This is a genomic window from Mesorhizobium sp. L-8-10 (genome assembly GCF_016756635.1).
In the GTDB taxonomy this organism is placed as follows: Bacteria; Pseudomonadota; Alphaproteobacteria; order Rhizobiales; family Rhizobiaceae.
The window spans coordinates 5,380,362-5,396,315 of record NZ_AP023263.1 but is presented as its reverse complement, the minus strand read 5'-3'; the positions used below and the strand labels follow the sequence as shown (position 1 = coordinate 5,396,315).

Genomic DNA, 15,954 nt, shown 5'->3' with positions numbered 1-15,954 from the left:
GATACGACCATCCTATCACGCATGTTCCGGGCGTCGACCCGAAAAATGCGTGATGTGGAAATTGGCTCGATGGCGATGCCGGTGTTTGTTGCAGACGAGGGGCAGCATGAGCAAACGGGTGGCGTTGGCCGGTTTTCTGCACGAGACGAATACGTTCGCGCCCTCCAAAGCCACCTTTGCACATTTCGAGCAGGGTGGCGGCTATCTTCCCCTGTCGCGGGGACACGAAATCCTCCCGCGTTGCAGAGGCGTCAATCTCGGTATTTCCGGGGCCCTCGCCCATGCCGGGCGGGAGGGCTGGGAAATCGTTCCGGTATTGTGGACAGGAGCAATACCGTCCGCCCATGTGACCCGTGACGCATACGAATCCATTGCCGGCGAGATCGTGGCCGGCATCGCCGCGGCGGGTCGGCTCGACGGCGTGTTCCTCGATCTCCACGGGGCCATGGTGGCGGAGCATCTCGACGACGGCGAGGGCGAGTTGATCGCCCGGATACGCCGGGTCGTGGGGGCCGACGTTCCGATCGCCGCCAGCCTCGATCTGCACGGCAATACAACCGGGCTGATGGTCGAGAAAGCGGATCTTCTGGTGGCCTTCCGAACCTATCCGCATGTGGATATGGCCGAAACCGGCAGGCGCGCCGCGGAAGGCCTGGCCATGCTGATGAAGCGCGGAAAACCGTTCGCCAAGGCGTTCCGCCGTTTGCCTTATCTGATCCCGATTCCCTGGCAATGCACCGGCCTCGAGCCGGCAAGGAGCCTTTACGCCGAGACGGCCGGGCTCGAAGGCGGCGAGATCGCGAGCGTCTCCTACTGGATGGGTTTTCCCGCGGCCGACATCGCAGAGTGCGGCCAGAGCATCGTCGTCTATGGCGAGACGCAGCAAGCCGCCGACCGTGCGGCCGATCATCTTTACGCGCGCGTACTGGCGAGTGAAGGCGCCTTTGCCGGCCGTGCCTATGAACCGGACGAGGGGGTTCGCGAGGCGATCCGCATTGCTGGCGCGGCGCGCAGGCCCGTGGTGATCGCCGACACGCAGGACAACCCCGGTGCCGGCGGCGATTCCGACACGACCGGCATGCTGCGTGCGCTGCTGCGCAACGGAGCCGGGAACGCGGCCATCGGCATGATCGTCGATCCCCAGGCGGCGCGTGCCGCGCATGCGGCCGGTGAAGGGGCGGAAATCGCCATAGCTCTCGGCGGACGGTCGGGCGTCGCCGGGGATGCGCCGCTCGAGGGCACGTTCCGCGTCGAGAAGGTCGTAAGCGGAGACCTGCACGCCACCGGTCCGTACTACGGCGGAACGCATATGAATGTCGGCCTGTCCGCGTGCCTGGCCATAGACGGCGTGAAAGTGGTGGTCGCGACGCACAAGGCGCAGATGGCGGATCTGGCAATGTACCGGTTCGTCGGCATCGAGCCGACCGAGAAAGCCATATTGGTCAACAAGAGCTCGGTCCATTTCCGCGCCGACTTCGAGCCGATCGCCGAGACCGTTCTCGTCTGCACGGCGCCGGGTCCCATGCCGCTGGATCCCGCCGACCTCGCCTGGACCAGGCTTGCCGAGGGCATGCGCCTGTCGCCGAACGGACCTGCCTATCGACGATCCGTCCATCCTCGAACGATGGAGGCATGACGGAAAGGGAGAAACGCTATCGGGGCGTCATGTCAACGCGCGCGAATTCACTGTCAACGAAAAAGGGGAACATCATGTTGCGTATTCAGGAGAGACTTCACAGCTTTAACCGCCATGTGCGCGGCGCAGCCTTGGGGCTGCTGGCCGGCGCCGCGCTCTCGGCCGGCCTCGGCGTCGCGAGCCAGGCCCAGGCCGAAGGCAAGACCATCACAGCCGTCATGCATTCGGGTCTGCGTGTGCTTGATCCGATCATCACGACCGCGCACATCACGCGAAACCACGGCTACATGATCTACGACGTGCTGGTTGCGGTGGACGAGGTTTTCAGGCCGCAGCCGCAGATGGCCGACTGGACGACGACGGACGATGGCCTCACCTACACCTTCACCCTGCGCGACGGCCTGAAGTTCCATGACGGCGCTCCGGTCCGCGCGGCCGATGCCGTCGCTTCGCTGAAGCGCTGGGGCAAGAGGGATTCGGGCGGCCAGTTGATCTTCGATGTCACCGACAGCCTCGAAGCCAGGGACGACAAGACGATCGTCTGGACGCTGAAGAGCCCGTTCCCCGCACTGCTCGACATTGTTGGCAAGCAGTCGGCCGTTCCGCCCTTCATCATGCCCGAACGTGTGGCGAGCGGTTCGGCCGACGAGGCGATCACCGATTACACCGGCTCCGGTCCCTTCGTCTTCGTGCAGGAAGAATATCAGCCGGGCGTTTCCGTCACCTACAGGAAGTTCGAGGATTATGTGCCGCGCAGCGAGGCGCCGAACTGGATGGCGGGCGGCAAGAAAGTCAATGTCGACACGGTGAAATGGGTGACGATGCCCGACGCCCAGACCGCCATCAACGCCATCATGTCCGGCGAGATAGACTACATCGAGATGGTGCAGATCGACCTTCTGCCCATTCTTCAGTCCAGCGAAGACGTGACAGTCGAGGTGCGCGAGCCGTTCGGCTACCAGACCATGGGCCGTATGAATTTCAAGCACCCACCTTTCGACAACGTCAAGATCCGCCAGGCTGCCCAGATGGCGCTGAGCCAGGCCGACGTCCTGGGCACGCTCATCGGCAACCCCGAATACTACAAGGCCTGCGGCGCGATCTTCGGCTGCGGAACGCCGCTTGCCGATGAGGCCGGCTCCGAGATGCTGACGTCGGGCGGCAACATCGAGGGTGCCAGGAAGCTGCTCCAGGAGGCCGGCTATGATGGGACGCCCGTCGTCCTGATGCAGCCGACCGACGTGGTGACCTTGTCCTCCCAGCCGGTCGTGGCGGCGCAGGCCTTGCGCAATGCCGGCTTCAACGTCGACATGCAGGCAATGGACTGGCAGACGCTCGTCACGCGCCGTGCCAGCCAGGCCAAGCCGTCCGAAGGCGGCTGGAACATGTTCTTCACCAACTGGATGGTGCCCGAGGTCAACTCGCCGCTGATCAGCCCCATGCTGAACGGCCGCGGCGACAAGGCCTGGTTCGGATGGCCAGAAGACGACCAGCTCGAAGCGCTGCGCGCCGAGTTCATCGCCGCCGACTCTTCCGAGAAGCAGAAGGAAGTCGCGGTGAAGATTCAGAAATATACTTTGGAGAACGTCGTCTATGTGCCGCTTGGCCAGTATCTGTCGCCCCAGGCGCGCAGCAACAAGGTCACGGACATGATCCCGTCTCCGGTCCCTGTCTTCTGGAACATTCAGAAGGCCGACTGACCGCGGCCCGTCGGGAGTTCGGTTGACCCGTCTCCCGTCCGCAAAGCCGATCCGGCGCCGCCCCCGGCCGTTCTTCTCCTCGCCATGCGTGGAGAAGCGGGCGCTGGCGGGGCGGCCGCCCTCATCGACAACCAGGCGCGACATTCATGCTAGGCTACATCGTTCGGCGCATCCTGGCCGTCATCCCGGTCATGATCATCGTCGCCATCTTCGTGTTCCTGCTGCTGCGGCTCACGCCCGGCGACCCCGCCGCGATCATCGCCGGCGACATGGCCACGCCGGCGCAGCTCGAGCGGATACGCACCTCGCTCGGCCTCTCCGAACCGCTCCACGTGCAGTTCGTCACCTGGGCCGGATTGCTGCTTCGCGGCGACCTCGGCACCTCGTTGATCTCCAACATGCCGGTCACGCAGATGATCGGCCAACGCATGTGGCCGACCTTCAACATCGCCGTGCTGACCATCTTGCTTTCCGTTGCGATCGCAGTACCGATGGGGGTGCTCGCCGCCTGGCGGCATCGCACCTGGGCCGACTACGCGGTGATGACCTTTTCCGTGCTCGGCTTCTCCATTCCAGTATTCGTCATCGGCTATCTGTTCATACATGCCTTCGCCGTCGAACTGCGCTGGCTGCCCGTGCAGGGCTATTCGCCGCCCTCCGCGGGCTTCGGCAAGTTCCTTGCGCGCGCCATCCTGCCCTCCCTGACGCTCGCCACCATCTATGTCGCCCTGATCGCCCGCATGACGCGGGCTTCCATGCTGGATGTTCTCGGCGAGGATTACATCCGCACTGCTCGCGCGAAGGGCGTTAAGGAGAGGGCCGTGCTGTTCCGTCATGCACTGCGCAACGCCGCCGTGCCGATCATGACCATCATCGGGACCGGCTTTGCATTGCTCATCGGCGGCGTGGTCGTCACCGAGAGCGTGTTCAACATCCCCGGGATCGGACGGCTCACGGTCGACGCCATACTGGCGCGCGACTACCCCGTTATCCAGGGCATGATCCTGCTGACGAGTGCGCTCTACGTGCTCGTCAACCTCGTCATCGACCTGTCCTACACCTTCATCGATCCAAGGATCCGCTACTGATGGTCGCTTCTCAGCAACCGGCGGCGCGGCTGCAGTGGCTGTTCGGCGCGATCGCCCTGCCGCGGCGCTGGCGTGTCGGCGCAGGCCCCGTCATCGCCGCAGCGGTACTCGCCGCGATAGTCCTGGTGACGCTGCTCGCCCCGTTCATCGTGCCCCACGATCCCATGGCAATGGACGCGGTGCAGCGCCTGAAGGGGCCGAACGATATCTATCCGCTGGGAACGGACGCCTTTGGACGGGATGTCCTTTCGCGCGTGCTGACGGGTGGCCGCATCTCGTTGTTCATCGGCATCGGAACGGCGGTCGTGAGCGTCCTTGTCGGGCTTCTGATAGGGCTCGTTTCCGGCTTCTTCCGCCTGGCGGACGCGATCGTCATGCGCGTCATGGACAGTCTTATGGCGATCCCGTCCATCCTGCTCGCCGTGGCGCTCGTTGCCCTCAACGGCCCGAGCATCTGGTCGGTCATGGCCGCGATCGCCATTCCGGAGATCCCGCGTGTCGTGCGGCTCGTCCGTTCGGTGGTGCTGTCGGTGCGCGAGGAGCCTTACGTCGAGGCGGCCATCTCGCTCGGTTCCTCCATGCCGAAGATCCTTTGGCAGCACCTGATGCCCAACACGCTGGCGCCACTCATCGTGCAAGGCACCTATATCTGCGCCTCGGCGATCCTGACCGAAGCGATCCTGTCTTTTCTCGGCGCGGGCGTTTCCACCGAGATTCCCACCTGGGGAAACATCATGGCCGAGGGCAGGACCTATTTCCAGCTCAAGCCGTCGCTGATCTTCTGGCCCGGCCTGATGCTGTCGCTCTGCATATTGTCCATCAACCTGCTTGGCGATACCGCGCGCGATCTTCTCGATCCGCGTCTGAAGAAGCGTGAGGGCTGACCCCGTGAAGTTCAAGAATCGCCAATTCGACGATGCGCCGATCGTGCTGGAGATCACCGACCTGAGCGTCGGACTGGTCGGAGCCGAAGACGCCGCGCCCGTTCTGGATCAGATTTCGCTCAGGATCCGACAAGGCGAGACAGTGTGCCTGGTCGGTGAAAGCGGCTCCGGCAAATCCGTGACGTCGCTCTCCGTCATGGGGCTCCTGCCCAAGGCCGCGCTCGCGGCCCTCGGCGGTCGCATCGACCTCGAAGGCAAGAACCTCCTGGAACTGGGCCCGCAGGCCATGCGCGACATGCGCGCGCGCAAGATCGCCATGATTTTTCAGGAGCCGATGACGGCGCTCAATCCGGTGATGCGGGTCGGCGACCAGATCGAGGAGGTGCTGAACACGCATACCAGATTGCCCGCGAGGGAGAAGAAGGCGCGAGTGCTCGACATCATGAATCAGGTGCATCTGCCGGATGTCGAACGCATTTACCGTTCTTATCCGCATCAGCTTTCGGGAGGGCAGCGCCAGCGGATCATGATCGCCATGGCGCTGATCCTGGAGCCGCGCCTGCTGATTGCCGACGAACCGACCACGGCGCTCGACGTCACCACGCAAAAGCAGATCCTGAACCTGATCGCCGAACTGCAGGAGAAGCACGGAACGGCCGTGCTTTTCATCACCCACGATATGGGCGTGGTGGCGGAGATCGCCGACACGGTTTGCGTGATGAGGCTTGGCAGGATCGTCGAGCATGCGCCGGTGGAAGAGTTGCTCCGGAAGCCCCGCCAGGACTATACGAAGCAGCTGTTGCGGGCGGTTCCGAGCCTCGTGCCTCGCCCGCCCCGGCCCGCGGCCGGGGGTAGCGGCGTGCTTGCGGTGGACCGACTGCAGAAGGTCTACGGCTCTCACGGCGTCTTCGGCCGAGGGGAGCCGACCCGAGCGGCGAGCGGCGTGAGTTTCTCCATTCCGCGCGGGCGCACGCTCGGCATCGTCGGCGAGAGCGGGTCGGGCAAGTCGACCGTAGCGCGCTGCATCATGCGGCTGATCGATCCGACCGAGGGCGAAATCCATGTCGCGGGCAGGGAGATCGCGACGCTTTCGAGGCGTCGGCTTCGCCCCTATCGGAAGCACATTCAGATCGTCTTCCAGGATCCGTTCCGCTCTCTCAACCCGCGCTGGACGATCGGCCGAAGCCTGATCGAGGGACCGCTCAATACCGGCACGGACAGGAAGGCCGCGCTGGCCCGAGCGGTCGAGCTTCTCAAGCTGGTCGGCCTGCCGGACGATGCCGTGGGCCGCTATCCGCATCAGTTCTCGGGCGGACAGCGACAGCGAGTGGCGATCGCCCGGGCCCTGGCCATGGAGCCCGACATATTGGTGGCGGACGAGGCGGTTTCAGCGCTGGACGTTTCCGTGCAGGCTCAGGTCCTGGATCTGCTCGACGAATTGCAGAAGAAGCTCGGCATCGCCATCCTGTTCGTTACGCACGACCTGCGCGTGGCGGCGCAGATTTGCGATGAGGTGCTGGTGATGCAGCGCGGTCGTGTCGTCGAGCACGATAGCGCGGCAAACGTTCTGTCCAACCCCCGGCATGCCTATACGCGCTCGCTGATCGAAGCCGCACCGGGCCGCGCCTGGGATTTTGCCAATTTCCGCGAATTGCAGACCGCCTGACACGCGGCTGGAACATTTATTCTGGAGGAAGCCTACATGCCCGTACTGCCGAGAATCGCTGACTATGCCGGCGAACTCACGGAAATCCGCCGCGACTTCCATCAGCATCCCGAAATCGGTTTCGAGGAGGTCCGCACGTCGGGCATCGTTGCCGAACTCCTGAGAAAGTGGGGAGTGGACGAAGTGCATACCGGCCTCGCCAAGACCGGCGTCGTCGGTATCATCAAGGGCAGGAAGGAAGGCGGCCGCACCGTCGGCCTGCGCGCCGACATGGATGCGCTCCCCATGCCGGAGCTGACGAACCTGCCTTACGCCTCGAAGAACCCGGGCGCGTTCCATGGCTGCGGTCATGACGGCCACACCACGATGCTGTTGGGCGCGGCGCGCTATCTGGCCGAGACGCGCGATTTCGCCGGCCGCGCCGTGATGATCTTCCAGCCGGCGGAGGAAGGGCTGGGCGGCGCGCGAGCGATGCTGGCTGACGGGCTGTTCGAGAAATTCCCCTGTGACGAAGTCTACGGCATGCATAACGACCCGCTTGCCGACCCGAACAGGTTCGGCGTCAAGCCTGGTCCGGCCATGGCGGGCGCGACCTTCTTCGACATCACCATCAACGGCGTGGGCAGCCATGGCGCCATGCCGCATCATTCGAAGGACCCGATCATCATTGCCACGGCGCTGGTGCAGAGCCTGCAGTCGATCGTCAGCCGCAATGTCGAGCCGACGCAGCCGGCCGTGCTTTCGGTGACGCAGATCCATTCGGGCTCCGCCTACAACGTGGTGCCCGACAAGGCGGTGATCTCCGGCACGATCCGCTATTTCGCCAGCGAGGTAAGGGACCGTATTCACGAGCGCATCCTGAAGATGTGCGCCGGCACTGCGGCAAGCTACGAGGTGGAGATCGTTCCCGACCTGCGACCCATCTTCGATGTACTGATCAACGACGCCGAGCTTGCGCTGGCCTATCGGGAGGCGGCGAGCGAGATCGTGGGAGAGGAGAACGCGACCATCACCGAAGGGCTCGTGACCGGAAGCGAGGACTTCGCCGACATGCTCAGACTCGTTCCCGGCGCCTATTGCACGCTCGGCCACAAGGGATCCGTGCCAGTGCACAATCCCGGCTTTCTCCTCGACGACGACATGCTCCCGGTTGGCGCAAGCATCATGGCGCGCATCGTCGAGAAGCGGCTGCCGCTCTAATTGCTGTGGCGTAAACACTTTTCAGGATCAGGAACCGATTTCATGGATTTCAGGCAACTGCCATTCGATACCGATACGATGCTTGCCGGGCTCAAGCCCTGGGTCGAATGCGAAAGCCCGACCTTCGACGCCGCCGCCGTCGACCGCGTGATGGACCTTGCGGCATACGACTTGGCAGCGGCCGGTGCCGAGATCGAGCGCATACCCGGCCGCATGGGGTTCGGCGGCTCGGTGCGGGCGCGCTTTCCCCACAAGGACTTCGGTAAGCCCGGCATATTGATCTCCGGTCATCTCGACACCGTCCACCCGGTCGGCACGCTCGCGAAGAATCCCTGGCGCATCGAAGGTGGCCGTTGTTATGGCCCCGGCATCCAGGACATGAAGGGCGGCAACTATGTGAGCGTCGAGGCCCTGCGCCAGCTGGCGTTGACCGGCACCGGGACGCCGCTGCCCGTCACCGTGCTTTTCACGCCCGACGAAGAGGTCGGTACGCCCTCGACACGCGAGCTGATCGAGATGGAGGCGCGCAAGAACAAGTTCGTCCTCGTGCCGGAGCCCGCGCGCCCGGACGGTGGGGCCGTCACCGGCCGCTATGCCATTGCCCGCTTCAATGTGAAGACCACCGGGCGGCCGAGCCACGCTGGATGGGCTCTGAAGGACGGCCGTTCGGCGATAGCCGCCATGGCCCGCAAGATCCTGCAAATCGAGCAAATGACCGGCGAGGACTGCACCTTCTCCGTGGGTGTCGTTCATGCCGGCCAATGGGTCAATTGCGTCTCCTCCTCCTGCGACGCGGAAGTGCTCTCCATGGCCAAGCGCCAGGCCGACCTGGACGAGGGCGTCAGGCGCATGCTGGCCCTCTCGGGTGAGGAAAACGACGTGACGATCGAAGTCACCCGCGGCGTCACCCGGCCGGTGTGGGAGCCCGACGCGGGCACGATGGAGGTGTACGAGATCGCCCGGCGGATCGCCGGGGAGATCGGCTTCGAGCTCACCCATGCCAGTGCCGGTGGCGGTTCGGACGGCAACTTCACCGGCGCGCTTGGGATCCCGACACTCGATTCGATCGGCGTGCGGGGCGCCGGCCTGCACACGCTCAACGAGCATATCGAGATCGACAGCCTCGTGGAGCGGGCGCAACTCGTGGCGGGGCTGCTGACGCGGTTGGCCTGAGGTGCCACGGGAACGAGAGCCGAAGCCTCTGGCCCGGGCGGGGCGGACCGTCGACCTGTAGCGGGAACCGCGTGCCGGTCGTCGATCCCCCGGTTCTCGATCCCACGGTACTCGATTTATCGTCCGTGATCGGCGAAAGAGCCGGCGAATCGCGGGCGACGGCGAGGGGAGCAAGACGATGTCATGTCAGCGTCGTGCCGGGCGATTGATGCCCGACCGACGTTTTTTGCGATTCCGGAGCTTTTCTGCGGCCGGAAGACCTCAAAAGCACCGGAAACCCTTCCATCCGGACCGGGTCGGGATGACTGCTTAACCGACCAGTAAGATTAACGCGCTTTAATCATGCTCAATTCGGTATTCGGGTACGCGTGGGTCTGGCGATGCGATTCAGTATTCTCAAGGTCAATAGGCGTTTCCTGGCGCGCGGCGCCGCGATCCTGGTGGTCGGTGGTCTCGCCACGGGGTGCAGTTCGAGCGCGATGCGGTTCAGCGATGGCGTCGATGGCATCTTCACTGCCTCGACGGACAACCAGCGCTCGATCATAAAGCCGCAGAGCCAGCCTTATCCGGGCGATGCGCAGTCCGCAGCGGTCCACGGCAACCCGGCCGGTTCGGTTGCGCAGGCGGCGCCGACCCCCGTCGACGTCGCGGCCGGTTCGGTCAGCCGGGGCGACCTCGCGCCGCCCAGCGGAGCAGGGGCCGCCAAGCCGACCCAGCCGGCCCCGACGCTGACGGCGGCGGTGACGCCTCCGGATCGCAGCGCGATCGAGGCGGCGAAGCCGCAGGCCGCGGCCGCGGCCGAGGAGGTGGCGGGCTGGTCGAGAGCCGGCGGCACGCAGATCACGGCCAGGGAAGGCGAGACCGTCTACAATCTCTCGCGCCGGTTCGGCGTGCCGGCCGACGTTCTTATGCGGGTCAATGGCCTCTCCGGTGCGAGCGCGCTGCGCGCGGGGCAGAAAGTCGTCATCCCGACCTATGTCTATTCCAGCAAGTCGCCTGTCTCGGCGCCCGATAGCAATCCCAATGTCGCCGACGCGAAATCGTCGCGCGGGATGAAGAGCGACCTGCCCGCCGACAAGGTGCCGACCCGCAGGCCGACGGACAACGTTGCGGTGCTGCCGCAAGAACCCAAACTGAAGGAGAGCGGGGCCGCCTCCGCGAACGCCGCGCCGACCGATGCGTCTGGCAGCTACACCGTGAAGCAGGGCGATACGCTGGCCGCGATCTCGAGAAAGACCGGGGTCAGCACCGCGGCCCTCAAGAGCGCCAACGGCATGACGGATGGGCTGATACGCGTCGGCCAGAAGCTCACCATTCCCGGAGCGGCTACTCAGACGGCGAGCGCGAAGCCGGCAAAGGTCGATTCCGTCGTCACCAGCACCGCAGCCCCTGCCAAGGAAGCCGCCGCTGAAAAGGTGGCTGCCTACACGCCGCCCAGGAAAGCCGAGCCCGGGAAAGCCGAGCCCAGGAAAGCCGAGAGGGTCATAGAGGACGCGGAGCAGGAAGCTTCGGCCGCACCAGACTCGACAGGCATCGGCCGGATGCGCTGGCCGGTGCGTGGCCGCGTCATCACCGGTTATGGCGGCAACAGCGGTGGCAAGGCCAATGACGGCATCGACATCGCGGTGCCCGAGGGCACGCCGGTCAAGGCAGCGGAGAATGGCGTCGTCATCTATGCGGGCGACGGTCTAAAGGAATTCGGCAACACCGTCCTTGTCCGCCACGAGGACGGATTGGTCACCGTCTACGGACATGCCAGCGAATTGAAGGTCACGCGTGGCGAGAAGGTCAAGCGTGGGCAGGAAATCGCGACGTCGGGCATGAGCGGGTCGGCCGACTCCCCGAAGCTGCATTTCGAGGTCCGCAAGAACTCGGCTCCGGTCGATCCGAAAACTTTCCTCGAATAGCTCGCTGGGGCGGCAGCCCGTTCGGAACTGAGAATTGCGGTCGGCACGCCCCTTCAGCCTCGGATCAATTCCGCATTTGGTTCGGCCGTCAAGCTGCGCTGATATTGCCGCTGACGGCCGGATTGACTCCGTCGGCAGGGCGCCGGAGATCACCGGCTATCTGTGACGGACGGTAGCGAAGGACCTTCAGTCCTTCAGCGGCTGGCCCAGCCGGCCGGCGAGGTCCTGCGTGAACTGCCAGGCGACGCGGCCCGACCGGCTTCCGCGCGTCGTGGCCCATTCCAGCGCCTCGGCCCGCAGCGTCTCCGGATCGATCTCCAGTTCGTGATAGCGGACATAGCCGACGACCATTTCCAGATATTCGTCCTGCGAGCATTTGTGGAAGCCGAGCCACAGGCCGAACCGGTCGGAGAGCGAGACCTTCTCCTCGACCGCCTCGGACGGGTTGATCGCCGTCGAGCGTTCGTTTTCGATCATGTCGCGCGGCAAGAGATGGCGCCGGTTCGACGTGGCGTAGAAGATGACATTGGCCGGCCGGCCCTCGACGCCGCCGTCGAGCGCGGCCTTGAGCGACTTGTATGACGTGTCGTCATGATCGAAGGACAGGTCGTCGCAGAACAGGACGAAGCGATAGGGCGCCTGCTTCAGGAGCGACATCAGCTTCGGCAGCGTGTCGATGTCCTCGCGGTGGATCTCGATCAGCTTCAGCGGACTCTTCCCGTCGGCGTGTGCCGCATTGATGCGGGCGTGAGCGGCCTTGACCAGCGACGACTTGCCCATGCCGCGCGCCCCCCACAGCAGCACGTTGTTGGCCGGCAGGCCGGCGGCGAAGCGTTCGGTGTTGTCGACCAGTATGTCGCGGACGCGGTCGACGCCCTTGATCAGTCTGATGTCGACGCGGTTGACGCGACGGACGGGTTCGAGTTCGCCGGGATCTGCCGCCCACACGAAACAATCCGCTGCGTCGAAATCCGGTTCGGGCGTCTGTCGCGGCGCAAGCCTCGCCACCGCCTCGATCAGCCGGTCGAGTTTATGTTCGAGCGTCTCGTTGTTTTTCTGAGGCATCTGGAGCGGATTCCTGACATATGAATGGCGGCCAAGCGTCTACCGCATCGGCCGGGAAATCGGAATCGTTTTCGATAGGCACAGCGCTCCGGTCGACGGGGCAGAGCCGCTCTTCGCGCCTGGAGACGGACCTGGGGCGCTCTATCACGTGGAAATCCGGCCGAAAACCGCCCTGGATCAGGGTGAGCGCGGTTGCAAAGCAGGTATGACCGACTATATTCCGGCCACCTTTGAGGGGGCCGGGTTCGGCCCCGTTTTCCGTCTCAGGAGTTTTCCATGTTCGTGACGCCGGCTTATGCGCAAGGTGTGGGTGGCACCCCCGATATGTTCATCAGTATTTTGCCGTTTGTCCTGATTTTCGTGATCATGTATTTTCTGATCATCAGGCCGCAGCGTCAGCAGTTGAAGAAGCGCGGCGAGATGTTGTCGGCGATCCGGCGCGGCGACACCGTGGTCACGGGCGGCGGTCTCGTGGGCAAGGTCACCAAGGTGATCGATGACAACGAACTGGAAGTCGACCTCGGCAACGGCCTGAAGGTGACGGCGTTGCGCTCGACCATCGCGGATGTCCGCGTGAAGGGCGAGCCGGTCGCGAACCAGAACGCCAAGAAGTAATTTCCCGGGCGGAGCCCGGTTGCTCTCCGCCTGATCCGACGAGGCAAGATGCTCTATTTTTCGCGCTGGAAGACAATCTCGATTTGGCTGATCGTGCTGCTCGGCGTGATCTTCGCCTTGCCCAATGCACTTCCCCAATCGACCCTCGACACGATGCCGGACTGGATGCCGAAGCGTCCGATGACGCTCGGCCTCGACCTGCGGGGCGGCTCCCATATCCTTCTGGCCGTCGACCGCCAGGACCTAGTCAACGAGCGGCTGAACGTCACCCGCGACGATATCCGTACGCTGCTGCGCGATGCCAGGATCGGCTATACGGGGCTCTCGGGCACCGGTCGCACCGTGCAGGTGCGCATCCGCGAGGCCAATGAGCTCGACGCCGCCAAGGAGGCGCTGGCGCAGCTCCTGCAGCCGGTCTCGGCGGGTGTCTTCGGCACGAGCGCCATCAACGAACTGACGCTCGACGAGCCGGAGCCGGGCCTGTTGCGTTATACGCTCACCGACGAGGGCATCGACTATCGCGTATCGAGCGCCGTCACCCAGTCGATCGAGGTTCTCGGACGGCGCGTCAACGAACTGGGAACGACCGAGCCGATCATCCAGCGGCAGGGAGCGGACCGCATCCTCGTTCAGGTTCCCGGCCTGCAGGACCCCACACGGCTCAAGGAGATCCTTGGCCAGACCGCAAAGCTGACCTTCCAGATGGTCGACCAGTCGATGTCGGTCCAGGAGGCTATCGAGGGGCGGCCGCCGGCGGGCTCCAGCGTGATGTATTCGCAGGATGATCCGCCCGAACCCTACCTGATCGAGAACCGGGTCATCGTCTCGGGCGAGAATCTGGTGGAAGCGCAGCCCAGCTACGACCAGCGGACGAACGAACCGGTGGTGACGTTCCGCTTCGATACCAAAGGGGCGGCGCGCTTTGGCCAGGCGACCCAGCAGAATGTCGGCAGGCTGTTTGCCATCATCCTCGACAACCATGTGATTTCGGCGCCGCGCATCAACGAGCCGATCCTCGGCGGCTCGGGCCAGATCTCCGGAAACTTCAGCCCGGAAAGCGCGAACGACCTGGCCGTGCTGCTGCGTGCCGGCGCGCTGCCCGCCGACCTTACGATCGTCGAGGAACGGACTGTCGGTCCGAGCCTCGGCGCCGACTCCATCGAAGCCGGCCAGTTCGCCTCCGTCATCGCCGGCATCCTCGTCGTCGGCTTCATGCTGGCCGCCTATGGCAGGCTGGGGCTGATCGCCAATGTGGCGCTCGCCGCGAACGTCACCCTGATCATCGCCATCCTTTCCGCGCTCGGTGCGACCCTGACGATGCCCGGCATCGCCGGCATCGTGCTCACCGTCGGCATGGCGGTCGATTCAAACGTGATCATCTACGAGCGCGTTCGGGAGGAGCGCGCGCAGGGCCGCTCGCTCGTCCAGTCGCTCGATTCGGGTTTTGCCCGCGCGCTGGCGACCATCGTCGACGCCAACTTCACGACCTTCATCGCGGCGGTCATCCTGTTCTTCCTCGGCTCTGGGCCGGTGAAGGGTTTCGCGGTCACGCTAGGCATCGGCATCGTGACGACGGTGTTCACGGCCTTCACGCTGACGCGATGGCTGGTGGCGCTCTGGCTGCGCTACTACAAACCCAAGGAACTGCCGAACGGACTCGTCCGCTTCATTCCCGACAACACCACGCTGCCCTTCATGGGCTGGCGGCGCTACGCTTTCACCTTGTCCTCGGCGATGTCCATCGCGTGCGTGGTGCTGTTCTTCACTATGCAGATGAACTACGGCATCGATTTCCGTGGCGGAACCAGCATCGAGGTCCAATCCAAGGGAGAACGCGCCGACACGGCGGCCGTGCGCGCTGCCTTGGCCGAGCTCAACCTGGGCGACGTTCAGGTCCAGGAGTTCGGCTCGGACCGGGAGTTGCTCATCCGCGTCGAGGGCCAGCAGGCAGGCGACAATGCCGAACAGAGCGTCGTGGCAAAGGTGCGCCTCACCCTTGAGGATGACTACGAGTTCCGTCGCGTGGAATCGGTGGGGCCGACGGTCTCCGCGGAACTGGCTTGGAAAGGAACGATGGGCGTGCTCGCCTCGCTCGTCGCCATGCTGATCTACATCTGGTTCCGTTTCGAATGGCAGTTCGGCCTCGGTGCCGTGATCGCCACGGTGCACGACGTGATCATGATGATCGGGCTTTATGTGCTGTCCGGCCTGGAGTTCAATCTCACCAGCATCGCGGCGATCCTCACCATCGTCGGCTATTCGATCAACGACACGGTCGTGGTCTATGACCGCGTGCGCGAGAATTTGCGCAAATACAAGAAGATGCCGATCGAGGACTTGCTCGACCTGTCGATGAACCAGACGCTGTCGCGTACGATCTTGACCGGTCTGACCACGCTTCTCGCGCTGATCGCGCTCTATCTGTTCGGCGGAGAGGTCATCCGTTCCTTCACCTTCGCCATGATCTTCGGCATCCTCGTTGGCACCTACTCGTCGGTCTTCGTGGCTGGACCGCTCCTGATCCTGTTCAAGCTCCGGCCGGGGAGTTTCGGCACGGACGAGCAGGGCAAGAACAGGATTGAGACGACGGCGCAGCCGTCGAAGACGTGACCTTGCCATGACCGGGCGCTCCCGAGGAATCCTTATCCGCGAGGCACATTTTCCCGGCCGCGCCCCGATCGATGCCTACGGCAATGGCGGCTTCCGTTTCGCCGACATGTCCCACCGGGGCTCGATCCTGTGCCTTCCGTCCGGGATCCATGGCTGGGAGCCGGCCGATCCGGCGGCGCTCACCGCATCGGATTTCGAGCGGCTTCTGGCCGAGGCTGCCGATATCGAAATCCTTCTCGTCGGCACGGGCAGGGAACTGCGCCCGCTCGCCAAGGACCTTTGGTCCGCGTTCAAGGAAGTGCGGATCTCGGCGGATCCGATGTCGACGGGAGCCGCCGTGCGCACCTACAACGTGCTGCTTGCCGAGGACAGGGCGGTCGCCGCGGCGCTGATCGCGGTCGACTAGGAGC

12 protein-coding genes are annotated in these 15,954 nt (G+C 64.4%); 11 read left to right on the top strand and 1 reads right to left on the bottom strand.

Translation table 11 applies throughout. The features are described 5' to 3' along the window. Positions 1–106: 106 nt before the first annotated feature. The 8 genes from JN280_RS25015 to JN280_RS24980 all read left to right on the top strand — a co-directional run bounded on the left by JN280_RS25015 (position 107) and on the right by JN280_RS24980 (position 11,254). A complete protein-coding gene (locus JN280_RS25015) occupies positions 107–1,636 on the top strand; it encodes a M81 family metallopeptidase (protein WP_202306282.1) in 1,530 nt (509 codons plus the stop codon). Positions 1,637–1,710: 74 nt separating this feature from the next. Continuing rightward, complete coding sequence (locus JN280_RS25010; protein WP_202306280.1) at positions 1,711–3,336, top strand: ABC transporter substrate-binding protein; 1,626 nt, start codon at positions 1,711–1,713, stop codon at positions 3,334–3,336. A 146-nt stretch (positions 3,337–3,482) separates the two neighbouring features. Further along, positions 3,483–4,424 (top strand): ABC transporter permease, encoded by a 942-nt coding sequence (locus JN280_RS25005; protein ID WP_202306277.1) that lies wholly within the window; start codon positions 3,483–3,485, stop codon positions 4,422–4,424. After that, entirely contained in the window at positions 4,424–5,308 is an 885-nt protein-coding gene (locus JN280_RS25000) for an ABC transporter permease (RefSeq protein ID WP_202306275.1), read from the top strand. Before JN280_RS25005 ends, JN280_RS25000 begins: the two co-directional genes overlap by 1 nt. Before the next feature lie 4 nt (positions 5,309–5,312). Further along, entirely contained in the window at positions 5,313–6,974 is a 1,662-nt protein-coding gene (locus JN280_RS24995; protein WP_202306273.1) for an ABC transporter ATP-binding protein, read from the top strand. A 36-nt stretch (positions 6,975–7,010) separates the two neighbouring features. Next, positions 7,011–8,174 carry a M20 aminoacylase family protein gene (locus JN280_RS24990; RefSeq protein WP_202306270.1) on the top strand — a complete coding sequence of 388 codons (1,164 nt, stop codon included), beginning with the start codon at positions 7,011–7,013 and terminating at the stop codon, positions 8,172–8,174. Positions 8,175–8,216: 42 nt separating this feature from the next. Continuing rightward, positions 8,217–9,347: a M20/M25/M40 family metallo-hydrolase gene (locus JN280_RS24985; protein ID WP_202306269.1), complete on the top strand. Its 1,131-nt coding sequence runs from the start codon at positions 8,217–8,219 to the stop codon at positions 9,345–9,347. Positions 9,348–9,727: 380 nt separating this feature from the next. After that, a complete protein-coding gene (locus JN280_RS24980) occupies positions 9,728–11,254 on the top strand; it encodes a peptidoglycan DD-metalloendopeptidase family protein (RefSeq protein ID WP_202306268.1) in 1,527 nt (508 codons plus the stop codon). 186 nt (positions 11,255–11,440) lie between these two features. Here JN280_RS24980 and JN280_RS24975 read toward each other — a convergent pair whose 3' ends face one another. Continuing rightward, a complete protein-coding gene (locus JN280_RS24975; RefSeq protein WP_202306267.1) occupies positions 11,441–12,319 on the bottom strand; it encodes an ATP-binding protein in 879 nt (292 codons plus the stop codon). A gap of 276 nt (positions 12,320–12,595) precedes the next feature. On the opposite strand from JN280_RS24975, the gene yajC reads away from it, so the two are divergent. The 3 genes from yajC to JN280_RS24960 are packed head-to-tail and all read left to right on the top strand — an operon-like array spanning position 12,596 to position 15,950. After that, a complete protein-coding gene (gene yajC / locus JN280_RS24970) occupies positions 12,596–12,934 on the top strand; it encodes a preprotein translocase subunit YajC (RefSeq protein ID WP_202306266.1) in 339 nt (112 codons plus the stop codon). A gap of 48 nt (positions 12,935–12,982) precedes the next feature. Further along, entirely contained in the window at positions 12,983–15,544 is a 2,562-nt protein-coding gene (gene secDF / locus JN280_RS24965) for a protein translocase subunit SecDF (RefSeq protein ID WP_202306265.1), read from the top strand. A gap of 7 nt (positions 15,545–15,551) precedes the next feature. After that, positions 15,552–15,950 (top strand): Mth938-like domain-containing protein, encoded by a 399-nt coding sequence (locus JN280_RS24960; RefSeq protein WP_202306264.1) that lies wholly within the window; start codon positions 15,552–15,554, stop codon positions 15,948–15,950. Positions 15,951–15,954 lie beyond the last annotated feature (4 nt).

Bases quoted from the DNA above. Each gene is read 5' to 3' on its own strand.
- JN280_RS25015 (WP_202306282.1), top strand. From the start codon at position 107: ATGAGCAAACGGGTGGCGTTGGCCGGTTTTCTGCACGAGACGAATACG.
- JN280_RS25010 (WP_202306280.1), top strand. From the start codon at position 1,711: ATGTTGCGTATTCAGGAGAGACTTCACAGCTTTAACCGCCATGTGCGC.
- JN280_RS25005 (WP_202306277.1), top strand. From the start codon at position 3,483: ATGCTAGGCTACATCGTTCGGCGCATCCTGGCCGTCATCCCGGTCATG.
- JN280_RS25000 (WP_202306275.1), top strand. From the start codon at position 4,424: ATGGTCGCTTCTCAGCAACCGGCGGCGCGGCTGCAGTGGCTGTTCGGC.
- JN280_RS24990 (WP_202306270.1), top strand. From the start codon at position 7,011: ATGCCCGTACTGCCGAGAATCGCTGACTATGCCGGCGAACTCACGGAA.
- JN280_RS24985 (WP_202306269.1), top strand. From the start codon at position 8,217: ATGGATTTCAGGCAACTGCCATTCGATACCGATACGATGCTTGCCGGG.
- JN280_RS24980 (WP_202306268.1), top strand. From the start codon at position 9,728: ATGCGATTCAGTATTCTCAAGGTCAATAGGCGTTTCCTGGCGCGCGGC.
- JN280_RS24975 (WP_202306267.1), bottom strand. From the start codon at position 12,319: ATGCCTCAGAAAAACAACGAGACGCTCGAACATAAACTCGACCGGCTG.
- yajC (WP_202306266.1), top strand. From the start codon at position 12,596: ATGTTCGTGACGCCGGCTTATGCGCAAGGTGTGGGTGGCACCCCCGAT.
- secDF (WP_202306265.1), top strand. From the start codon at position 12,983: ATGCTCTATTTTTCGCGCTGGAAGACAATCTCGATTTGGCTGATCGTG.
- JN280_RS24960 (WP_202306264.1), top strand. From the start codon at position 15,552: ATGACCGGGCGCTCCCGAGGAATCCTTATCCGCGAGGCACATTTTCCC.